Annotated in this window: 20 protein-coding genes; 12 read left to right on the top strand and 8 right to left on the bottom strand. The window is 47.3% G+C overall.

The window, feature by feature from the left end:
- Window positions 1–318 precede the first annotated feature (318 nt).
- From IEY09_RS09430 to IEY09_RS09405, 6 genes are all read left to right on the top strand, one after another.
- Window positions 319–1,239: a choice-of-anchor H family protein gene (locus tag IEY09_RS09430; RefSeq protein WP_069453963.1), complete on the top strand. Its 921-nt coding sequence runs from the start codon at window positions 319–321 to the stop codon at window positions 1,237–1,239.
- A 306-nt stretch (window positions 1,240–1,545) separates the two neighbouring features.
- The gene (locus tag IEY09_RS09425) at window positions 1,546–2,007 is read left to right on the top strand and encodes a hypothetical protein (protein WP_050991324.1); all 462 of its coding nucleotides are present in this window, start codon (window positions 1,546–1,548) and stop codon (window positions 2,005–2,007) included.
- Between the two features lie 258 nt (window positions 2,008–2,265).
- On the top strand, window positions 2,266–2,595 hold the full coding sequence (locus IEY09_RS09420) for a hypothetical protein (RefSeq protein ID WP_188870827.1): 330 nt from the start codon (window positions 2,266–2,268) through the stop codon (window positions 2,593–2,595).
- A 140-nt stretch (window positions 2,596–2,735) separates the two neighbouring features.
- Window positions 2,736–2,993 (top strand): type II toxin-antitoxin system Phd/YefM family antitoxin, encoded by a 258-nt coding sequence (locus IEY09_RS09415; protein ID WP_011074236.1) that lies wholly within the window; start codon window positions 2,736–2,738, stop codon window positions 2,991–2,993.
- Window positions 2,981–3,283, top strand: a complete 303-nt coding sequence (locus tag IEY09_RS09410) for a type II toxin-antitoxin system RelE/ParE family toxin (RefSeq protein WP_188870826.1) — start codon at window positions 2,981–2,983, stop codon at window positions 3,281–3,283. Before IEY09_RS09415 ends, IEY09_RS09410 begins: the two co-directional genes overlap by 13 nt.
- Window positions 3,284–3,461: 178 nt before the next feature.
- Window positions 3,462–3,938, top strand: coding sequence for a peroxiredoxin (locus tag IEY09_RS09405; protein ID WP_037423763.1), 477 nt, complete (start codon window positions 3,462–3,464; stop codon window positions 3,936–3,938).
- Window positions 3,939–4,045: 107 nt separating this feature from the next.
- Here the strand turns inward: IEY09_RS09405 and IEY09_RS09400 are convergent, their stop codons facing one another.
- The 3 genes from IEY09_RS09400 to IEY09_RS09390 all read right to left on the bottom strand — a co-directional run bounded on the left by IEY09_RS09400 (window position 4,046) and on the right by IEY09_RS09390 (window position 6,458).
- Window positions 4,046–4,435 (bottom strand): YgiW/YdeI family stress tolerance OB fold protein, encoded by a 390-nt coding sequence (locus tag IEY09_RS09400; RefSeq protein WP_188870824.1) that lies wholly within the window; start codon window positions 4,433–4,435, stop codon window positions 4,046–4,048.
- A 90-nt stretch (window positions 4,436–4,525) separates the two neighbouring features.
- Entirely contained in the window at window positions 4,526–5,818 is a 1,293-nt protein-coding gene (locus IEY09_RS09395; RefSeq protein ID WP_188870822.1) for a sensor histidine kinase, read from the bottom strand.
- Window positions 5,790–6,458, bottom strand: coding sequence for a response regulator transcription factor (locus IEY09_RS09390; RefSeq protein WP_055646990.1), 669 nt, complete (start codon window positions 6,456–6,458; stop codon window positions 5,790–5,792). Before IEY09_RS09390 ends, IEY09_RS09395 begins: the two co-directional genes overlap by 29 nt.
- Window positions 6,459–6,547: 89 nt before the next feature.
- Here IEY09_RS09390 and IEY09_RS09385 point away from each other — a divergent pair, with 89 nt between their 5' ends.
- Entirely contained in the window at window positions 6,548–7,825 is a 1,278-nt protein-coding gene (locus IEY09_RS09385) for a DUF5666 domain-containing protein (RefSeq protein ID WP_188870820.1), read from the top strand.
- An 83-nt stretch (window positions 7,826–7,908) separates the two neighbouring features.
- Here the strand turns inward: IEY09_RS09385 and IEY09_RS09380 are convergent, their stop codons facing one another.
- The 3 genes from IEY09_RS09380 to ompR form a co-directional block, all read right to left on the bottom strand.
- Complete coding sequence (locus IEY09_RS09380) at window positions 7,909–9,885, bottom strand: methyl-accepting chemotaxis protein (protein WP_188870818.1); 1,977 nt, start codon at window positions 9,883–9,885, stop codon at window positions 7,909–7,911.
- A gap of 116 nt (window positions 9,886–10,001) precedes the next feature.
- Window positions 10,002–11,318 (bottom strand): two-component system sensor histidine kinase EnvZ, encoded by a 1,317-nt coding sequence (gene envZ / locus IEY09_RS09375; RefSeq protein WP_037423745.1) that lies wholly within the window; start codon window positions 11,316–11,318, stop codon window positions 10,002–10,004.
- A gap of 40 nt (window positions 11,319–11,358) precedes the next feature.
- A complete protein-coding gene (gene ompR, locus IEY09_RS09370) occupies window positions 11,359–12,084 on the bottom strand; it encodes an osmolarity response regulator transcription factor OmpR (RefSeq protein WP_037423742.1) in 726 nt (241 codons plus the stop codon).
- A gap of 374 nt (window positions 12,085–12,458) precedes the next feature.
- Here ompR and greB point away from each other — a divergent pair, with 374 nt between their 5' ends.
- The 3 genes from greB (at window position 12,459) to IEY09_RS09355 (ending at window position 17,659) form a co-directional block, all read left to right on the top strand.
- Entirely contained in the window at window positions 12,459–12,974 is a 516-nt protein-coding gene (greB, locus tag IEY09_RS09365) for a transcription elongation factor GreB (RefSeq protein WP_037423740.1), read from the top strand.
- A 129-nt stretch (window positions 12,975–13,103) separates the two neighbouring features.
- The gene (locus tag IEY09_RS09360) at window positions 13,104–15,470 is read left to right on the top strand and encodes a Tex family protein (protein WP_188870816.1); all 2,367 of its coding nucleotides are present in this window, start codon (window positions 13,104–13,106) and stop codon (window positions 15,468–15,470) included.
- Window positions 15,471–15,685: 215 nt separating this feature from the next.
- On the top strand, window positions 15,686–17,659 hold the full coding sequence (locus tag IEY09_RS09355; protein WP_069453971.1) for an LTA synthase family protein: 1,974 nt from the start codon (window positions 15,686–15,688) through the stop codon (window positions 17,657–17,659).
- Between the two features lie 57 nt (window positions 17,660–17,716).
- Here IEY09_RS09355 and IEY09_RS09350 read toward each other — a convergent pair whose 3' ends face one another.
- Window positions 17,717–18,271 carry a hypothetical protein gene (locus tag IEY09_RS09350; protein ID WP_188870814.1) on the bottom strand — a complete coding sequence of 185 codons (555 nt, stop codon included), beginning with the start codon at window positions 18,269–18,271 and terminating at the stop codon, window positions 17,717–17,719.
- 61 nt (window positions 18,272–18,332) lie between these two features.
- Window positions 18,333–19,127: a pimeloyl-ACP methyl ester esterase BioH gene (bioH, locus tag IEY09_RS09345; RefSeq protein ID WP_188870812.1), complete on the bottom strand. Its 795-nt coding sequence runs from the start codon at window positions 19,125–19,127 to the stop codon at window positions 18,333–18,335.
- Between the two features lie 25 nt (window positions 19,128–19,152).
- Between bioH and IEY09_RS09340 the strand changes: the two genes are divergently transcribed.
- Together IEY09_RS09340 and IEY09_RS09335 are read left to right on the top strand one after the other, a co-directional pair.
- On the top strand, window positions 19,153–19,941 hold the full coding sequence (locus tag IEY09_RS09340) for a ComFC family protein (protein ID WP_188870810.1): 789 nt from the start codon (window positions 19,153–19,155) through the stop codon (window positions 19,939–19,941).
- A 171-nt stretch (window positions 19,942–20,112) separates the two neighbouring features.
- The gene (locus IEY09_RS09335; RefSeq protein ID WP_188870808.1) at window positions 20,113–20,859 is read left to right on the top strand and encodes a response regulator transcription factor; all 747 of its coding nucleotides are present in this window, start codon (window positions 20,113–20,115) and stop codon (window positions 20,857–20,859) included.
- Window positions 20,860–20,861 lie beyond the last annotated feature (2 nt).

Genomic DNA, 20,861 nt, shown 5'->3' with positions numbered 1-20,861 from the left:
AGCTGGTTAGCTTATCGAGTCGACTAAGAATACCTCATCACCATAACAAACACATAGAGATCAGCCAATTGGTAAACACAATTCCTTTAAAATTCACTGTGATTCGTGAGATTTTATCGAGTTAATCCTCATCGAACCTCTTTACATATCAGGAGTCATATCCTGTGACATATTAGTAGTGTTAACCACAGCAGATGAATTAAGGCTGAACAGCAGTGTTGCTCTGAAATACAGCAGATTTTAATGTTCAGCTTATGTTCACCTTGAGTGCCCTCTAATGTCACCAATTTGAGCGGATTATCCAATGGGGTATTCAAGATGAACACAGTGAAACAACAAGTTATCGCAACCACGACTTATGTGAAGGCTGTAGTATTGGCCAGTGCATTTCTGGCATCGACAATGGTAAGCGCGCAGCCGAGCGACGAGTCAAACTTGGCGCCTTTTAGTGCAGCGAGTATTGGGATGATGAAAAAGACCGATGCCGAGCAAGCCGTCAAGCAAGAGCAGCAAGCCTTAAGCCTATTGCAACAGTCGGCTCCCGCTCAAAGTGTAGCGGAAGCTACTGCCGCTGCGGTTAAATCGCTGGCGCCGTCCTTCTCGGCACAAGGTGCGAATGTTCAGCGAGTACAATTGATGGGTGCAACCCCCATGACTCGCGAACAAGTGATCGCCAAACATACGAGTCAGCCGATCCCCAGTTCAAGCGCCGCCACTGAAGATCCCTATCGCGCCCCTATTTATCACAGCTTTGCGATTTTTGATGCCAGCAGCCGTTTGTTTGAAGACTTTGATTACGATGGGTTTTATCAAACCTTTAGCGTAACCTTCGATGTAGATGTGTTTGGTGCATATCTTAATGAGCGCGCCGACCTGTTTGCCGAGTTATACCTCAGCCGTAACGGTGGCCCTTGGGTGCATTACTACACCACGGACGTGTTTACCATCTACGGTGACTCGACTCAGGATGATTACGAAGTGCTGACCACCCTCTACACTGGCTATCAAACGGATCACTACGATGTATTAATCGATGTCTATGAGGTTGGTTATAGCGATATTGTCGCCACCATTAGCGCCGATGATACCGATGGCTTATATGCCTTGCCGCTAGAAAGTCGTGATCGCGATAGCTCTGGTGAGGTCATTATTGTCGAAGAAGGCGGTGCTGTTTCTTTCTTTGCTCTGCTTGGCCTAGGACTGTTGGCGGTACTGCGTAAACGTGAAGAGTTTATTTAAGATTTGATTTTGATATGCAATTTGACTGAGTTTATCAAAGGCCATACTGACTATGCACGCAGAGTAAGAAGTCGGTCTCACCCTAACAAGGCAGCGTATCCATCGATACGCTGCTTTTTTATTTCAAAATGCACACCGCAAAACAAACAGCAATCATGCATTTGCGCACTTTCTACCCAGAATGATTTTTGCTATTGTGGAAATCAAATTTTAAATCAGTGGGTTGTGTGTAGTTTTACCAAGTGTTCAGAGGTGAGATTAGGCGCAAGCGCACGATATAAATCGTTATGTATACAAGGAAGGGTAATGTCTTCGATCTACGAAAAAGAAGAGTTATCAGGTAGCGATGTACAAAGTGAAGTACTCCGGCGAATGGAGAAATACAATGATAAGTCCTTCTTAGAATGTTTCTCAATTTACCTTGGTACGGCACAAATTCTCGAGTTTGCCTTAAAAAAACTTTTAGAGGAATCTTTTGGCATACCTGAGTCGGAAACGGAAAAGCTCACACTTGGGCGGTCGCGAGCAAAACTAGAAACTGTTGGTTTACGAGCCGATTATACAGAGCTACTAAAGCAAGTCGTCAAAGATCGAAACCATGCCGCTCACGAGTTATTGGCTAACCAAGTATTAATTGGAAACTTGGGCGTAGAGTTGAGCGAACGTATGCAATTCAATGAATTAAAGCATTTTATTTATGGCTTGGAGCAAGCTGTATTTCTGTTTGATTATTTTCAGCACAACGATGCATGGGTTGTAACTACTTAGCTGATTGACCCATTTCTCATTGCCCTGTGACGACAGAAAGAAGTGGGCACATCTCCAAGTAAAGGAATAAAGAAGGAAGAAAGTGGACACCCATCTTAAAACGTCGATTTTGCCTATGATGCTGCCCAAGTATTTTTAATGACCCTATTCAAGCCACTTTAGCCTGAGTAAGTTGTAGGCAAATCTAAAGTGCATTATGTGCTTGTTTTATCTTGGGCGACCTCATTTATTAGCCTCATGTATTAGGAGAACAGTCAGATGTCATCTGTATCTGAAAAAGATTGGAAGAGGCTCAGCAGCCTCAAACAGAGTTTGCTCAATTCGGCATGCGAGACAATTTTTGAGCGTATAGAGCAGATATCATCTACCCGTAAAGGTCGGGAGCATGAGGCTTACTTAGCTCTTTGGAAAGTGATTAACAAAGAAGATAATGCCATCGCTGAGATGTTTGATGATCTTAAGCGTAGTAATGCGGTCGTTAAAATAGCAGCCTTGAAACATCATGGTGTATTGACTGATGAGCAATTGGCGCTGTTTTCGCAAGAAACACAGGATGAGGTTGCCCATCTTTGCAGTTACAGACGCTAACAGACGCATTTTATTGCCAGCAAAACACTGGCTACGAAATCAATCCGCTGCGCGCTGCATTTGCCGTTAGCCGTTTCAAAGCTTGTTATGCTTATAGTGATAGAATAGTATCACTTTAGTGTTTTTCGGGAGCTGTTCAAATGAAAGTGGAACTCGTGACGTCACTAAAACGTCAAGCAACTAAGATCCTTGCCGATCTGCATGAGACCAAAGAACCAGTATTAATTACTGAGCATGGTAAACCGTCAGCTTATCTTATTGATGTAGAAGATTATGAGTTTATGCAAAATCGTTTGGCGATTCTTGAAGGTATTGCACGTGGTGAGCGAGCTTTAGCGGATGGAAAAGTCGTCAGCCATCAAGATGCTAAGGACAGAATGTCAAAATGGCTGAAATAATTTGGACGGAACCTGCTTTAGCTGATCTGAATGATATTGCTGAATATATCGCACTTGAAAATATCGTTGCTGCCAAGCAACTGGTTCAAATGGTTTTTGCAAAGGTTGAGCGTTTAGTTGATTTTCCCGATTCTGGGCGTATTCCACCAGAACTAGAGCGGCTCAATTATCGTGAAGTAGTGGTAAATCCATGTCGTGTTTTTTACAAGTATGACGATGAAAAGGTTCGAATTCTTTTTGTTATGCGTGCGGAAAGAGATTTGCGCCGTTTTATGCTGACGAAACAGTAAGCTGGCTAAGCACTGAAACCTAGACTCATCCTAACCAGTATACTTTGCTCCTCCCTTTAAGGCGTTCCCGCATAGCAATATCGATTCCGCTGCTACAAATCCCCCTTTTTCTCTCGGTGTTTATCCTGTTGGATTCGGGCTAGTATGGGCGAGTTACGTTAACTAAAGGAAGAGAGACATGATTGCTCAAGGTCAAAAATTACCAGCGGCGACGTTAAGCCAACTAACAAAAGATGGCATGGTAAATCATCAAGTTACCGAGCTGTTCGCGGGAAAAAAAGTGGTATTGTTTGCAGTGCCTGGTGCTTTCACACCAACCTGTTCTGAAGCACATTTGCCAGGTTATGTGGTGCTGGCCGATCAGTTTAAAGCCAAAGGCGTTGATTTAATTGCCTGTGTATCGGTAAACGATGCCTTTGTGATGAAAGCGTGGGGCGAAGCGCAAAATGCGTCTGAGTTACTGATGCTTGCCGATGGTGACGCCAGCTTTACTAAGGCGCTGGGACTCGAGATGGATACCGCTGGCTTTGGCGGTGTGCGTTCACAACGTTATGCGATGATTATCGATGATGGCGTGGTAACGTTACTGAATGTTGAAGCACCTAAGTCATTCGAGGTGAGCAAGGCCGAAGTGGTGTTGGCGGCTTTAAGTTAAGATAAGCGGATGCCCCTGCGCTTATGGGGCTGATGTGCCGCTTGCTTGAGCGAGAACAATAGCCAGCCTAGATGAGGCTGGCTTTTTATTCGGGCTTTTTTATACGGTTATTGAACGAGTTGAATGCTGTCGGCATCGATAGTGACTTCTGACCAGTCCTTATCCACTTCACCGCGAATAATGACTTGGGTTTTAGGCGTGACGGTATGTCCGAGCCACAGATCATCGTCAATTTCAATTTTAATCTCTCCCGTGCTGTCACGGAAAATATAATCATCGTGGCCAATTGAAGACATGATATGGCCGGTTAACTCCACTTGAGTGTCATCGCTGGCATTGAGCGCACTGACGACATCATGAATAATTTGCCGTGCGCTGGGGCCTTGAAAGCCGCCACGTAATTGGGGTTCGCCCGTTGTTGGTTGAAATCCAGCTTGGCTGTACAGGGCACTCAATGACAATGTGATTGCTAACATGCTTAAGGTGATTTTATTCATCTAAATGTCCTCTTTCTAATCTTACGCCGCTGGGCGACTCATCTACGGCGAGTATCATGCCAAGACGAGCGTGAAGCAGTTGTGAAGAATTTAAGCGGATTCATTTAGATGCTGTTGTGGCTCGCCGTTATCCATAAATTGGATAGTTGCCAGATAGTCATTCCCTAGACTTTGGGCCGAAAAGTGCCACCCCATGCGCTCGCTTATCCGTTCAATAATGATCAAACCACAGCCATAGCCCGTGGGCTCGGTGCAGTGGGGACTAAGCGGATTTTTTATGGTTAGTTGATTGTTATTCAGCGTGATTTCAATATCGCCACTGCTGTAGTTAAAGGCATTTTTAATTAAGTTGCCTATCACTATGTCCACAAAACTCACCGGTGCGCAAATGGCGGTATTTTGGTTAACGCTGAGCTGATAGCGGATTTCGTGTTTGGCAAAATGCTGCGCCATTTCACTTAATAGCTGCGTAAGCCGTGCGGCTAAATCAATTTGATCATAGTGTTGCGATTCAATTTGTTCCTTGCCTAATAACAAAAAGGTTTCGGTGAGGGTTTTCATCTGTTGCCCTGCGTAATCAATGCGGGCAATGGCTTTGTTGGCGATCCGCTGCTGAGCTTCGTTCCCGTTGTTTGGCAGTTTTTTAAGTAATTCTGTCGAGCCTTGGATCACCATAATGGGCGTGCGCAGTTCATGGGAGGCAAAGCGGCTAAACTCCTGCTCCCGAGTAAAATAGGCGGCAATTTTGGCTTTATTTTCCAGTAGTGTTTGTTCGATATGGCGGGTTTCACTGTAGGGTGTGCTAGGGACAAAGCTCGGCTCCTCTGGCGTCAACGCATTGATTTTGCGTTCAATTTCAAAAAATGGTGCCGATAGTAGCCGTACAAAATACAAGCCATAGGCCATGATGAACAGCAGTAAACCTACCCCGAAGAGGGATATCAAAATATGCAGTCTGTCCTCATATCCATCGAGAAAGTCATCCGCATCATCCTTATACACCACATACAATAAACCTTGCCCTGATGGGTGCGGCGAAATCAAAAAGTGCTTATCTTCGGCGTCCAATTGGTGCTCATAAAAACCCGTTTGTTGATAAGCTTGCAGCCATTGCGGCACAAACTCTTTGCTCCAATAGGTGGTGAGTTCGTGGATATCGGGGAGCTGGGCTTTATCGCCAAATCGTTGATAGTTTTTTTGGTATTCGCGGGTCTCGGTCGCCAATTTGTGTTCAAGGCTAATGACCTCAATTTGTTCTTCGGCGATATAAATCAAACCCCAGAAAATCGCGAACATGAGGCTCGTGAGCACTAAAAACGTTAGGCGAATTTTTTTGTATAAGCTCGGTAATGGCTTAGGGGAGGAGTCGGTAACCTTGGCCATGAATCGTCTCTAGTTTGGAATCTGTAAAGCCCTTATCCAATGCACTACGCAGGCCGTAAATATGGCTACGAAGCGCGTCGCTACAGGGGGCTTCGTCACCCCAAACCGCATCGATAACTTGTTCTTTACTCACAATGGCGGGGGCATGTTTGAGCAGTAGCGTCAAAATCGTGCGTTGGATTTTACTCAGCTTGATTTCCTTACCCGCGCGGCATGCTTGTTGCGTTGCGACATTTAAGCTGATTTCACCAAAGCGCAATATACCTACATCTAAACGCGGCCCGCGGTTATGCAGTGACCGTAGACGCAGGCATAGTTCTTCCATGGCGAAGGGTTTATTTAAAAAGTCATCACCGCCCGAGGTAAAGGAGTCAATTTTGTCCTGCAGGCTATCTCTAGCGGTTAAAAACAAAATCGGCGTATTACAAAACAGCTCTTCGCGCAGTTTTTTGACCGTACGAATACCGTCTAATTTGGGCATCATAATATCCATAATGATCACGTCATAATGGTTTTGCTGTATTAAATTGATGGCGCTTTCACCGTGATAGGCACAGTCAGCAATAATGCCTTCGAGGGTTAAATAGTCCATGATTGTTTCTATAACATCATGATTGTCATCAACAATTAATACTTTCATTAGTTATCTTCATTTCTTCACGTTTGCTTGACGTTTCCCATACTAAGATGCCAGCCGTTGATTTAACAAGGTAAATAAGGGAGAAAAAAATGAATAAGCACTTAGTAGGTATTAGCGCATTACTATTAACCGCTTGTGGTGGCGACGGTTCATCAACGGATGTGACGCCACCTCCCGCGAATTTACCCGCTAAAGTGATGGGGACTGTGACTCAAGTGTCCGCAGACCACCAACAGATCACTGTGAATGGATACAAGATTAATATCGCCAATGCAGATATTCGTTATCAACAACAACCACTGGATGCCAAAGCTATTCAAGTGGGGATGCGCCTAGATTTGGTTAACCAAGGTCAGCAGGCTAAAACGGTTGCTGTCGATCCTGCGCTGGTTGGTGAAATCAGTGCCATCAATCAAAATAATATTACGGTCAATGGCATACAGTTAGCCGTTGCATCAGCTAGCCAATATAAAAAGGGCGATTGGGTGGCGGTAAATGGCTATCCCACAGTGGTCGGACAATGGCAGGTAGAGTCGATTAACCTTTTCCCTAATCTCGCAATTGCTGAAATCGAAGGTCGAGTAACAGAGCTTGATCCTGTTGCGCAGCAATTCCGCCTAGGCTCAGCCTTGATCGATTACGCTGGTATCAGCCCAGAGGGGCAGCTCGCCGAAGGCGTGTGGGTTGAGGTTGAAGGTAAATTGGAAGGCGCCGTATTTAGGGCCCATGAAGTCGAGGTGGAAGATGCGAATGATGCGCCGACGTTCAACGAGATGGAGTTAGAGGGCACAGTAACTTGGGTTAACCAAGACAAGAGCCAGTTTGAGCTTAATAGCCGCACACGACTCTATGTGAATGAACAGACTCAATTTGAAGATGGTAATCGCGCCAATTTGCTGGAAGGTAAGCGCCTAGAGGTGGATATTCAATCTACTGCGCAGGGCCTGTGGGCCAAAGAGGTCGACTTTGAAAGTTCAGATGCGGGTGACCCATTACCCGATTTAGGTAACAAGTTTGAGCTTGAAGGGCGAGCTACGCTCGATAGCAATAACCAGCTACAAATCAATGGCTTTACCTTTATTATCGACGCGAGAACCCTGTTTGATGATGGCTTAACCCTTGCAAATCTTGATCAAAAATGGCTGCAAATTGAAGGTGTTGAATTAGCCGATGGCCAATGGCTAGTGAAGGAAATTGATCTTGAACAGCAGAGTAATGAGCTGGAGCTAGCCGGAAAGGTGAGCCAGAACAGTCTGTGGGGTTACCATGCTAGTGATGCCTCATTAGCGACCTTTGATGGTAAATGGGTTAATGTGGAATGTCAGTTTGATGGCATGCAAATCCACAGTTGCCGCATTGACGACTAATGCTCGTTAACGACTAACGCTCGTTAATCCCTGTAAATGGCAGCAAGATTATTTTCTTGCTGCCATTTTTTATGTGCTTAAGCTTAAGCCGCGCGCATTGGCACGACACGACTGCCGGCAATACCTAAACTGGTTTCGATATTTTCCACGCTTTGCTGCACTTCTTGGGCGATGACTTCGCTCTGCTGCGAACTGGTTTGCGCTTGGTCTTTCAGGTTATCCATGCTGCGAACAAATTCATCGAGGTAATCCACCTGTTCCTTGGCGTTGAGCGAGCCTTGTTTGGCGGTATTGGCCATTTCACTCGCTTGATTTTGTACGGTTTGTGCCATTTGCCATAGGCTCTGTGCCCGCTGTTTTTGGCTATTGGTCGCTTGGGCAATGCCATCGACACTCTCGCCGAGAGCAAGGTTAGATTGGGTGAGCTGATGTAGGATTTTCACAATTTCATTTAACGATACCTGAGTACGCTGGCTAAGGCTGCGCACCTCATCGGCGACCACGGCAAAACCGCGCCCTTGCTCGCCTGCGCGGGCGGCTTCAATGGCGGCATTAAGTGCCAGTAAATTAGTTTGCTCGGCGATATTGCCAATCACATCAATGATTTTAGCCACATCTGCTACCGAGTTATTCAGGCTTTCGAGCGAGGCATGGCAAAGGCCAACCGCCGTTTGGGTTTGCTCTGTGGCACTCAGTACCGCTTCGGCCTCGGCTTGGCTCGACTGCATTTGGCGCATGGTTTCGGCCGCGCTTTGTTCAACAAGGGCCGAGGTATGGCTGACCTCATTGGCGAGGCTACGGATATGCTCGGTTTGCGACTGCGTGTCGGCGACTATGGTCTGAGTGTGTTCGGTATGCTGCGACAGTTGAGTAATGCGCGCGACCAGCTGACTTAAGGATTGAGAAACCTTAGTCATCTGTTGGCGCTGGAGTTCATCTTCCTGTTCAAAGCGATGCAGTAGCTGATTAAAATGCCCTGCAATTTGGCCGGTTTCGCAGCGGCGATTGATGTCCAAACGTTCACGGCTGTTGGACTCGCTTAATTGCATAAAGGCTTGATTGAGGCGTTTAAGGGGTTTAACCACGCGGTTCTGTTGCAGGATTAAATAGCCGATAGCAAACAGCGTCATAATCGAAACCATCGCATAAAGAATGACTTGTAACTCATATTTGAGCTGTTGGTTTTTGGCCGCTTGGGCTTCACCGAGGGCAATGAGCTGCTGTTCAACTCTGCCAATCGCTTGAATTAATTGCGCTTGCATCTCCTGATTGGCTTGGAGCAATTGGTGGGTGTTGGCGACTTCTTTATTGTATCGATTGGCAAGGCTTAGCAGCTCGTTGCGATCATTTTCGCCCACTTCAATTTGCTCTGGCTCACTTGCACCGAGGGCAAATTCATCGGCTTCCTGTTGTTCATATACACCGATTAATGGCAGGGCGTTGAGTTGATCGCGCCATTGGTTAAGCGCTTTACTGGTGCTGTCGAGAATATTCTTAAGTTGCTGGTTTTTATCAATGAGATAGCCATCGGTAAGCTGCGACAGTTGATAAACAATGCTGGGAAAGTCACGGCTTAATTGCAAATATTGCTCGGCTATTGCTGCATTAACGACTAAGCCTTTGTCGGCATAGCTACCAAGCCTGCGGTTATAGTCGAGCATTTCGGATTCGGCGTGAGCCAGCAGTTGTCTTGGGTTACCTGCGAGTTTGCCCGCCGCGCGGTATTTAGTGTCTAAGTCTTGAATAAATTGATTCAGGCCGGCCTGTAATTCCTCATCGGCATTACCTGATTCGGCAAGGTTGAGTTCGCTGAGTTGGTTTTTGATTTTGCTCAGCTTGGCTTTGGCTTCTTCGAGTTGGGTCGCGTTGCCGCTGGTTAAATAGCCATCAAGATCGCGGCGCACACCTACGAGAAAGTCCTGTTGCAGGCCTTGGAGTACTTGGGTTTGTTGCTCAATCTGCTGTCTTTGATCGCTACTCCAAAGTACTACTGCTGCTAATAATCCCGCAAGCAATAACAACAGCGCTGAAGCAGTACGTGACAAGGTCGAAATCTTCATGATGCAATCTTCATTGGAAACTTAAGGTAAGTTAACTTCCTAAAGTTTATGAATTTCGCGTGACATAAATATGACAGAACCAATCAAATGTCAGCGTTGTCATTATGATTTTGAGATTATTCTAGCGGTAGCCAAACTTGGGCTTTTAAACCGCCTGCGGCGCGATTCGAGAGGGTAATTTGGCCTTGGTGGCGGTCGATAATCCGTTTGATGATGGCGAGCCCAAGCCCTGAGCCGACACTGCCTCTGGCAATATCACCTTGGGTAAAAGGTTGGAAGAGTGTAGGAATTTGTGATTCATCTATCCCTGGGCCATTATCTTCAACGCTAAAGCCGATGCGTTTGCCGTCAAATTGCGAGCTTATCCGCACCCAGCCAGATCCATAACGAAAGGCGTTTTCGACCAGATTGCTGAGAACCCGCTTAATCGCCAGCCCTTGAAATAAGGCCTCGGGGCAATCGCTCAGCACGACTTCAATTTCACCGTCGCGGTTGGCTTCGGCCTGGGCAATATCTTGAATGAGTTTATTAATTTGCCCGAGCTCGCGGCTGGCTTCCTGATCTTGGCGAATATAGGCAATAAATTGGCTGATAATGGCATCCATATCTTCAATATCGTTGACGATACCGTCTTTAAGATATTGATCTTCTTCAACCATCATCTCAGAGGCAAGGCGGATGCGGGTCAGCGGCGTGCGCAAATCGTGGGAAATTCCCGCCATCAACAGTGCACGATCTTGCTCTAGCTGCTTCATGCTATGGGCCATCTGGTTAAAGGCGTTGGTCACTTCCACCAGTTCGCTGGAGCCTTTAAGCGGCAAAGGATCGGGAAACTCGCCACGGGACACCGAGATCGCGGCTTTTTGTAAGCGCCTTAATGGTCTGTTTTGCTGGCGAGCAAACCACCATCCGCCGGCAACACTGAGTGCGCCGATCACCATCAAGTACAAGGTCAGTGGCGACAAGTCGGAAACATTTTGCCCAATCAGCGGCACTTTAATCCACACAGACGGCGCCTGCGGTGGGCGGATCCAAATTTGCAAAACACTGCCGTGGGTAACACGGACTTCGGCATCGCCACCGAGATATTCCGACATCTGTGATGACCAAAAACCGTAGTAGGTGGCTTGTTCGATGCCAGCTTCACGGGCTTGCTGTTGGTTATACACCTTCATGCCATCGTCGCGGACTTTGGCATTGAGCGCATCGACTATGGTTAAATGCTCGCGGCCGATATCGACACCATCGACAAATAACAGATTGATTTGACGGGCGATTAACTGGTTGATTTGTTGATAGCTGGGTTTCAACACATACACAGCGACAGTGACATAGGACACCAGCTGATTGATCAGCAGCAAACAACCAATCAGCAGTACCGTTTGACTAAAGGCGCTGCGTGGAAGGAGTCGCTGCCACCACTTAAGTTTCATAGTCGTGCCAAAAAAGCGTCAACAACAGGCCAAAAGCAGCTCATCGACGGGCGGCACCGTCGGGCACAAATACATAGCCTAATCCCCACACGGTTTGAATGTAGCGCGGATTAGCGGGGTCTTTTTCAATTAAGCGCCGTAGACGCGATACCTGCACGTCAATCGAGCGCTCGAGCGCCGAATAATCACGGCCACGGGCGAGGTTCATCAGTTTGTCCCGCGATAACGGTTCGCGTGGATGGGTAACTAACACTTTTAATACCGCAAATTCGCCACTGGTCAGCGCGATGGCTTCATCACCGTGGTACATCTCGCGGGTTGCTAGGTCGAGGGAAAACTCACCAAAGCTAATTTCGGCTTCTTGCTGCGCGGGCGCGCCGGGCACATCCTGTATTTGGCGGCGCATCACCGCTTTAATCCGCGCCAATAATTCCCGTGGGTTAAAGGGTTTTGGTAGATAATCATCGGCACCGAGTTCTAAGCCGATAATGCGGTCGACTTCATCGCCTTTGGCGGTGAGCATCACAATCGGAATGGTGCTGCCCTGTTGACGCAGACGACGGCAGATAGATAAGCCATCTTCCCCGGGCAACATCAGATCGAGCACAATCAAATGAAAGTTTTCTCGCTCCAGTAAACGGTCCATCTGCTCAGCATTGGCCGCACTGCGTACCTGATAGCCTTGCTCCATCAGGTAACGCTCGAGTAGTGCTCGTAGGCGCATATCATCATCGACAACGAGGATTTTCGAGGTTTCTTGTCCCATGGGATGTCCTTAAATTGCTCGGATTATTGCTTTTATTTTTTATGCCGTCATACAACAAAGATTAACTGGCTGAAATTGAAAACGAATCTGCTAAGAATGCGCTTAATATAGCTGGATTCAATCTGAGCGACTAGCTCATGATGTAAGCCAACGACGGTCGAATGCGACAAATTGCCAACTCATGTTAATACTAAGCAAATGAAATTGCATGGGAATCGTTGAATATATTCACTATACATATGAAATTGTAACTAAATTGGCATTTCTGGTAGCGGTGCTTTTTGCTAGTCCTTAACTTTGGCGACGACTCTGAGTATCATCAGTGCACGCCTGTTTAAAATTATGCTCGTTTTAGTTAACTATAGAGTCTTAACATGAAAGCGCATTTGATCACCCGCCAAGGCTGGATGACCTTAGATAAAGAATTAAAATACCTGTGGAAAGAATATCGCCCGCAGATCACCCTCAAAGTGCAAGAGGCTGCCGCGCAGGGCGATCGAAGTGAAAATGCGGATTACACTTACAACAAAAGGCTTTTACGTCAAATAGATAGTCGTGTCCGCTATTTGGTTAAGCGCCTCGAAGAACTCAAAATTGTCGACTATTCTCCGCAGCAGGAAGGCAAAATTTACTTTGGTGCTTGGTTTGAGCTTGAAAACGACGCGGGTGAGCGGGTGCGTTATCGGATTGTCGGTAAAGATGAGCTCGATACTAAACTGGGTTATATCACTATTGATTCCCCCATGGCACGGGCGCTTATTGGCAAACAAGTTGATGATGAAGTGGTGGTGCAAACGCCCTCTGGCCCAAAGACATGGTATATCAACGAAATCCGTTATACGCCGTTCGACACCTTGCTTGACTCGTCGCTCGCGGACGAGGGGGAATAAACCTCGCGAGATCAAACTCTCGGCGATTTTCAGCGGCAAATCGCTCGCATCATATGAAACAACGACTGCGCCTGTGGTATCTTGGGCGCAATTAGGATTAATCAAACCGTTAGGCACGATACTTTATTTATGCAGACTATTGCCCAAATTATTGCTCAGGAACTCAATGTTCGTGAGCATCAAGTCACTGCCACCATAGATTTGCTCGACAATGGTGCCACTGTTCCCTTCGTCGCCCGTTATCGTAAAGAGGCGACTGGTGGTTTAGACGACACCCAGTTACGTACGCTGTACAGCCGTTTAGGTTATTTGCGTGAGTTAAATGACAGACGTCAGGTGATTTTATCCAGCATTCAAGCGCAGGGTAAATTAACGCCTGAGTTGCAACGGGAAATCGAAGGCGCCGATAGTAAAACGCGTCTCGAGGATCTGTATCTTCCCTTCAAACCCAAGCGCCGCACTAAGGGCCAAATTGCCATTGAAGCGGGATTAGAGCCGCTGGTTGAAACCTTGTTAGCGGATCGCAATGCCGATATTGAAGCATTAGCTGCGGGTTATCTGAATCTAGAGGCGGGTTTTGCCGACACTAAAGCGGTGCTGGAAGGCGCCCGCTATATCCTAATGGAGCGCTACGCCGAAGATGCGGAATTACTGCGTAAAGTTCGCGAACATTTAAGCCAAAACAGTGTGTTAGAGAGCCGTGTTATCGCCGGCAAAGAGAAGGAAGGCGCGAAGTTTCGCGATTATTTCGAGCACAACGAACCTTTGGCCAAAGTGCCATCTCACCGCGCCTTAGCTATGCTCCGTGGCCGTAATGAAGGCTTCCTGTCGTTATCGATGAATGCCGATCCCGGTGCAGAGGCCGGTCAAGGCAGTTACTGTGAAGTCATTATTAGTGAGCATTTAGGCTTAAAGCTGGGCGATAGCAGTGTGGATCAGTGGCTCAAAACGGTCGTTACTGCCACGTGGCGAATTAAAATTGCCCTGCAAATGGAAACCGAGTTTATCTCGCAAATGCGTGAGCGCGCCGAAGCGGAAGCCATTAACGTATTTGCCCGTAACTTGGGTGATTTGCTGATGGCCGCGCCAGCGGGCGCCAAGGCAACCATGGGCTTAGACCCAGGTCTACGTACTGGCGTTAAAGTCGCCGTGGTGGATAACACGGGTAAGTTGGTGGCACACACCACGATTTTCCCCCATGCACCACAGAATTTATGGGACAAGTCGATTCGTACCCTGGCCAACTTAGTGCAAATGCATAAGGTAGAGTTAATTGCGATTGGTAACGGCACCGCCTCCCGTGAAACCGATAAATTAGCGGCTGAGTTGATCGCCAGCCTCAAGGATAGCCAACCACAGCTGACCAAAGTGATGGTGAGCGAAGCGGGCGCCTCGGTGTATTCCGCATCAGAGCTGGCGGCGCTGGAATTCCCTGAGCTAGACGTTTCGATTCGCGGCGCGGTCTCAATTGCCCGTCGTTTACAGGACCCATTAGCGGAACTGGTGAAGATTGAGCCTAAGTCTATTGGCGTTGGTCAATATCAACACGATGTGAGTCAAAGCCAGCTTTCTAGCTCGCTCGAGGCCGTGGTCGAGGATTGCGTAAACGGTGTGGGCGTGGACTTAAACATGGCGTCTGTGCCTTTGCTATCGCAAGTTGCAGGTTTAAATAAAACCTTGGCCAAAAACGTGGTGGATTACCGCGATGCCAACGGCGCCTTCAAAAATCGTAAAGAGCTGTTAAAAGTACCGCGTTTAGGCCCTAAAGCCTTTGAGCAAGCCGCAGGCTTTTTACGTATTCGTGACGGCGATAATCCATTGGATATGTCAGCGGTTCACCCCGAAGCCTATTCGTTGGTCGAAACGATTGCCAAGACCAAACAAGTCGATGTGGCGAGCCTTATCGGCAATTCAGAATTATTACGCAACATCAAACCGCAGGAGTTTACGACTCCTGAGTTTGGTCTGCCGACAGTGACCGACATCCTTAGCGAGCTGGATAAACCTGGCCGTGACCCCCGTGGCGAGTTTAAAACCGCTAAGTTTAAAGATGGGGTTGAAGAGCTTAAGGATCTCAAGCCTGAGATGATCCTCGAAGGCGTTGTCACCAACGTGACTAACTTTGGTGCCTTTGTGGATATCGGCGTGCACCAAGATGGTTTAGTGCATATCTCGTCATTAACCGACAAATTTATTACTGATCCCCATACCGTGGTCAAAGCGGGTGATGTGGTAAAAGTGAAGGTGATGGAAGTGGATGTGGAGCGCCGCCGAATTGGCCTGAGTATGCGTCTGGATGAGGCGATTGATCAGAGTAAGTCGCAAACTCGCACGCCAGTGCAGGGTAAGCATCAGGGTAACAAGCCGAATCAGCACAAAGCGTCACAGCACAAATCATCACAACCTCAGTCTGGGCGGTCAGCACCCAAGCCAGCCCCTGTCAATGCGGCGATGGGCAATGCCTTTGCTGATGCTTTCGCTAAGCTGAAAAAGTAAGTCATCTCGATGTGACTCGGGCATTAGCATGTGCCCGAGTCGACATTTTTTACCCCTCAATCACAAAATTGTTGCATGTTTGCTACGACAGGTAATATAAAGGCGGCAATTTAATGCAACCTTAAGCCAGATCGGTTGTCATATAGCAACTTCTGGTAATTTTTCAAATTGACACTCCAAAGCTGAGTGTGCGTTTAATGTTTTTGGGGTAATACATGCAGTCAGGTTTATCTGCTGGTGGACGCAAGGGCGCCCACGGGCCCTTTCGCGTCATTCTTATTTTCAGTCTGTTAGTACTGGCTATTGCTACCGCTAGCCGAATCGGTTTAGGCCTGTGGCAGGGCGAACGTGTAGCTGCTGTTGACGGTTGGTCGCATTTGTTGCTGCAAGGTATTCGTGTCGATATTGCAACCCTATGTTGGTTATGGGGTGTGGCTGCTTTAGGTACGGCGATATTTTCGGGCGATCATTTGATTGGCCGAGCATGGCAATGGATTCTGCGTTTATGGCTAACCATAGGCCTCTGGACTATCTTATTCCTCGAAGTGTCGACGCCCGCCTTTATTGAGGAATACGGCATTCGCCCTAATCGTTTGTATGTGGAGTATTTGATTTATCCCAAAGAAGTGCTGTCGATGCTGTGGGCGGGACGCAAGCTTGAGCTGATTTTTTCTGTGGTGCTGAGTATCGCAACCCTATGGGGCGGCTGGGTATTGAGCGGTAAGTTGTGTAAAAACCTGCGTTTCCCCCGTTGGTATTGGCGCCCGGTGTTAGCCGTGCTGGTTATCATTTTGACCCTATTGGGTGCGCGTTCAACCTTAGGTCATAGACCGATTAACCCTGCGATGGTGGCATTTGCCGATGATCCATTAGTAAACTCCTTAGTGATTAACTCCGCTTATTCTTTAGTATTTGCGATCAAACAAATGGGCAGTGAGGAAGATGCTTCTAAGGTGTATGGCTCCTTGGACAAAGATGAGATTATCAAGGTCATTAGGCAGGAGAGCGGTCGCCCTGAGAGTGCGTTTACCTCAAATGAACTTCCCTCTCTGAGCTTTAACCAAGCCAGTTATACCGGAAAGCCTAAAAATTTAGTGATCTTGCTGCAAGAAAGTCTGGGAGCCCGTTTTGTGGGGAGTTTAGGCGGTTTGCCGTTAACGCCGAATATCGATGCCCTCTCACAGGAAGGTTGGTATTTCGATAATCTCTACGCCACTGGCACACGCTCTGTGCGCGGAATTGAAGCTGTTACGACTGGTTTTACCCCTACGCCAGCCCGTGCGGTGGTGAAATTAGGCAAGAGCCAGACGGGTTTCTTCAGTATCGCTGAATTGTTAAAAAATCACGGCTATACCACCCAATTTATCTATGGTGGTGAGAGCCATTTTGACAATATGCGTAGCTTCTTCCTCGGGAATGGTTTTAGCGACATTATCGATCAGAAGGATTATAAATCTCCTGCGTTTGTCGGCTCTTGGGGTGCTTCTGATGAAGATTTAATGCGTAAGGCAAATAGTGAGTTTGAGCGTCTGCATAGCGAAGGTAAACCGTTCTTTAGTTTAGTGTTTAGCTCGAGTAACCACGATCCATTCGAATTCCCCGATGGCCGTATTGAGCTGTATGAGCAACCAAAACAAACCCGTAATAACGCGGCAAAATATGCCGATTATGCGATTGGTGAGTTCTTTAAGCTGGCCAAAAATGCCGACTACTGGAAGGACACCGTCTTTATTGTGGTAGCTGACCATGACAGTCGAGTCGGTGGTGCGGATCTGGTACCAGTATCGCGTTTCCGTATTCCTGGGTTAATCCTTGGGGATAATGTTGCACCAAAACGCGATCACCGTATCGTGAGTCAAATCGACTTACCGCCAACCTTGTTATCTTTGATTGGTATTTCGGACTCTTACCCTATGTTAGGGCGTGACTTAACTCAGGTCAGCGATGATTGGCCTGGGCGTGCACTGATGCAATACGATAAAAACTTTGCCCTGATGGAAGGTAAAGATGTGGTTATCCTACAGCCAGAGAAAGCGGCGCAAGGTTTCCAATATGATGAAAAAACTGAGCACTTAACGCCTTATGCGCCTGCGGCGCAGGCGCTGGAGAAAAAGGCCTTAAGTTGGGCTCTGTGGGGCAGCCTAGCCTACCAGCAAGAGCTGTATCGCTCGGGTAACTCGAGCAAATAACCGCATAAAAAATGCCGCTTAATCAGCGGCATTTTTATTTCTACACGCCATAACCCATCAAATCCATGACGACATGGCGGGCTCGGCCTCTGGTTGAGTCTGCTGCGCATAATATTGGCTAATACGTTGCCCAACTTGTTGATAAAACTGAGGTGACTCACCTTGTATAGATTGACGAGCGGCGCTGGTATTGGTTTTTGCATTAGTATTTGTTGGCGGAGTATTGTTTTGGCCAACCTTTAAGCGAATATCCTTGCGTTGCAAGGCCGCAGGACCTCGGACTGGCACCCTAAGCGTTTTAGGAAGTGCGCGATCAGCAGCCACAACTGGAGCTTGTTTTTCTTGCTGTTGTTGACTCTGTTGCTGCGAGGATTGCTGTTGCTGCTGCTTTTGTTGAACTTGTTGCTGATTTTGCTCAAGTAATCGAGCCTGTTGCTGAGCTTGGTCAGCGGTACGTTCATTTTGCGGGTTAAAGGCGCGTTCTTCATGGCCTTTAGTCGCAGCCTGAGGTGGGATAACCACTGGTTTTAGCTGATTGTCGACCCGAGCCGAGTCCGTCGCGACATTCGTGGTCGCTAGCGGAACTTGGGGGTAGTTACTGACAAGCAGCATGAAAAATTCCTTGTAGCCTTAATGGTTAAATACTAGCCACTAATTGCACAAAGATAAAGCATTAGTCCTTGAATTGTGCCAACCAAGGTAAGAGTGCTTGTAAGAATTCTTGCCTATGTGACACAAATGGCGCGTGGGAGGCTTTGGCGAGCATCACATCGGTGATGTGGCTTGCAGTTGGCATTTTAGGTTGTACGCGTTTGGGCACGAGTCCATCAAGCCTGCCCCAAATCCGTAGCCAAGGTAGGCTGATGCTGGGTAGCTGCGGTCTGAGATCAATTTGATTCAGCATATCAAGGCCTTGAGTTAATGCCGCAGCATCGGGAAGTGGGCGAGCTAAGACTAAATCCCGTAGCTGTTTGATGTCTTCTTTGGCGGTTTCACTGCCCATGGCTTGAATTGCTAAAAAACGTTCAATGGTTTTTGGTAAATTTTGCCCAAGCTGTTCGCCAAACATACTGAGTACTTGTGGCGGGATACCGGGCCATGCTTCTTCTTCCCTTGCCATAAAACAGGGGGAAGAGGCGATAGTGACTAACCCTTTAATTTGCAATGGATAGCGAATGGCAGCTTGAGTTGCCACTAAACCGCCCAGCGACCAGCCAGCCCAAATTGCATTGGCGGGTAAGCTACTGATTAACGCATCGACCCAAGCAGATAAATCGCCCGCTATCGGTTGGCTTAAGCCAAAACCCGGCAGATCGACATAGTGCACTCTATACTCAGACAGTTGCTCATGCATCGGTGTAAACACGGCGCTATTAACCCCCCAACCGTGGATCATCACCAGATCTGGCCCTTGGCCAATGGTTTCGATATGCAGTTGGGGATGATGAGTAGACGTTGTAGCGTTCACTAAAATACCTCAAATAGGATGTTGTATGTCGGGCGATAGCAAATGGATTTGGTCGCAACAGGGGGCGAAGCTATTACGCTTAGTCTCGCATTGGGTGCATCGTTGCTTGGCAGGCAGTTTACCTAACCGCTGCTTACTGTGCCACCAATCCCTAAATTCAACGGAAGCAGGATTTTGCCAGGTATGCCTGCAAACTGGCTTGTATCACAGCCCCATTTGCTTAGGTTGCGGCAAATCCATGCAACTTGAGCTGGAATATTGTGGTCAATGCCAAAAGCATCAGCCGCGAAAAGTCATCGCTCCTTGTAGTTATCATCAAGGCTTTGGCCCTTGGATAGCCGCTATCAAATATCAGGGACAACTCGCCGCCTTACCCCTATTGTGCCAAGCCTTAGTGGCGCGCGTCGGTCAGCTTGAACAGCAAGGATTAACCACTCTACCACAGGCCATAGTACCAGTTCCTTTACACCCCAACCGATTAAGGCAGCGCGGATTTAATCAAGCTTGGCTCATCGCACATGAGTTATCGAAGCAGCTCTCGCTCCCTCTGATCAGTGACGGATTGGTTCGGCTGCAAGATACCCGCCCACAAGCTGGACTCAATGGCGCGCAGCGGCGACGAAATCTACAGGATGCCTTTGAGTTAAATGCCGATTTTGCCTATCAACGGATTGCGTTAGTGGATGATGTGGTGACGACAGGCACGACGGTTGCGGAAATCGCCCGTTTATTTGAAGCGCGATACGTGCATGTTCAAATATGGTGTCTTGCACGAGCCGAAGCGCCAGGCTTGTTGGAGGCAATCGACTTATAGTTAGCAAAGATCGTTGCAGTTTAGCGTTACGAACGTCAAAACTATGTCAAAAAAACGGGATGTAAAAAATAACTTTTAGTTTTGAGATCAAATGTAAGTATATGTATCTATAAGTTTTGTTTGTTGCTTGTATTGAGATACCTTCTAATCATATTTTGTTTGGGGGTATTTATGGACGCTAAACGGGCGCTATCAAATGCCAATACGGCATCGACATTACAAGACGTTATTCAAGCGATAAGTACTGCTTTGAAACCGCACGGTTTTAGTGGATTCTGGTTTCAAGGGGTCGCACATTGTGCGTATGAAAACTATCACTTTCCAAAAGAAACCAACCTGTTCTCGCAAGTCTCGCTGCGTAAACCCACTGCCAGCGTAGCTTCATCCCCTAAAGTTGCCCAATTGCAGCGTTTTTATTTAAGTCAGATTGCCGCTAGTGACTTTAATTTTGGTTTTTCGTTAGATACATCAAAATCTTATATGTATCGCTTGTCGTGTGAGAAAAGTGACAAGGCCCGCCGACTTTTCAATAAACACCATATTCAGACCGTATTAAGTTGGCCCGTTGGATGCCATAGCAATCGACATTGGGTGGGTCGCTTTATCCTGCTGAGTCATCTGGATGATTCGGATATCCAATTAACGGATTTGAGCGCGACCTTAAAGGATGCCCAAAACAAGCTATTTGAATGTAATAAGTCATTGTTTAATCCGTTTCTTCAAAGTTCTCTACTGAAAGATAATGCGAGAGATATCTTAGTTATGGTCGCAAACGGCCTGCAGAATGATGAAATTTCAATCCAGCTCCCGATAAGCATTAGGGGAGTTGAATATCATATGGAATCAATGCGTAGGAAGTTTGGGGCGACGAATAGAGCAAACTTAATTCATCTGGCCCATCAATATGAGTTGATCTAAAT

Origin of the sequence: Shewanella xiamenensis (genome assembly GCF_014647135.1) — a bacterium.
GTDB classification, from domain to species: domain Bacteria; phylum Pseudomonadota; class Gammaproteobacteria; order Enterobacterales; family Shewanellaceae; genus Shewanella; species Shewanella xiamenensis.
This window is presented reverse-complemented; position numbering and strand designations above follow the sequence as displayed.

Bases quoted from the DNA above. Each gene is read 5' to 3' on its own strand.
- IEY09_RS09380 (WP_188870818.1), bottom strand. From the start codon at position 9,885: ATGAAGATTTCGACCTTGTCACGTACTGCTTCAGCGCTGTTGTTATTG.
- IEY09_RS09340 (WP_188870810.1), top strand. From the start codon at position 19,153: ATGTCGGGCGATAGCAAATGGATTTGGTCGCAACAGGGGGCGAAGCTA.
- envZ (WP_037423745.1), bottom strand. From the start codon at position 11,318: ATGAAACTTAAGTGGTGGCAGCGACTCCTTCCACGCAGCGCCTTTAGT.
- IEY09_RS09400 (WP_188870824.1), bottom strand. From the start codon at position 4,435: ATGAATAAAATCACCTTAAGCATGTTAGCAATCACATTGTCATTGAGT.
- IEY09_RS09410 (WP_188870826.1), top strand. From the start codon at position 2,981: ATGGCTGAAATAATTTGGACGGAACCTGCTTTAGCTGATCTGAATGAT.
- IEY09_RS09385 (WP_188870820.1), top strand. From the start codon at position 6,548: ATGAATAAGCACTTAGTAGGTATTAGCGCATTACTATTAACCGCTTGT.
- IEY09_RS09335 (WP_188870808.1), top strand. From the start codon at position 20,113: ATGGACGCTAAACGGGCGCTATCAAATGCCAATACGGCATCGACATTA.
- IEY09_RS09430 (WP_069453963.1), top strand. From the start codon at position 319: ATGAACACAGTGAAACAACAAGTTATCGCAACCACGACTTATGTGAAG.
- IEY09_RS09350 (WP_188870814.1), bottom strand. From the start codon at position 18,271: ATGCTGCTTGTCAGTAACTACCCCCAAGTTCCGCTAGCGACCACGAAT.
- IEY09_RS09355 (WP_069453971.1), top strand. From the start codon at position 15,686: ATGCAGTCAGGTTTATCTGCTGGTGGACGCAAGGGCGCCCACGGGCCC.
- greB (WP_037423740.1), top strand. From the start codon at position 12,459: ATGAAAGCGCATTTGATCACCCGCCAAGGCTGGATGACCTTAGATAAA.
- ompR (WP_037423742.1), bottom strand. From the start codon at position 12,084: ATGGGACAAGAAACCTCGAAAATCCTCGTTGTCGATGATGATATGCGC.
- IEY09_RS09395 (WP_188870822.1), bottom strand. From the start codon at position 5,818: ATGGCCAAGGTTACCGACTCCTCCCCTAAGCCATTACCGAGCTTATAC.
- IEY09_RS09405 (WP_037423763.1), top strand. From the start codon at position 3,462: ATGATTGCTCAAGGTCAAAAATTACCAGCGGCGACGTTAAGCCAACTA.
- IEY09_RS09420 (WP_188870827.1), top strand. From the start codon at position 2,266: ATGTCATCTGTATCTGAAAAAGATTGGAAGAGGCTCAGCAGCCTCAAA.
- IEY09_RS09360 (WP_188870816.1), top strand. From the start codon at position 13,104: ATGCAGACTATTGCCCAAATTATTGCTCAGGAACTCAATGTTCGTGAG.
- IEY09_RS09415 (WP_011074236.1), top strand. From the start codon at position 2,736: ATGAAAGTGGAACTCGTGACGTCACTAAAACGTCAAGCAACTAAGATC.
- IEY09_RS09425 (WP_050991324.1), top strand. From the start codon at position 1,546: ATGTCTTCGATCTACGAAAAAGAAGAGTTATCAGGTAGCGATGTACAA.
- IEY09_RS09390 (WP_055646990.1), bottom strand. From the start codon at position 6,458: ATGAAAGTATTAATTGTTGATGACAATCATGATGTTATAGAAACAATC.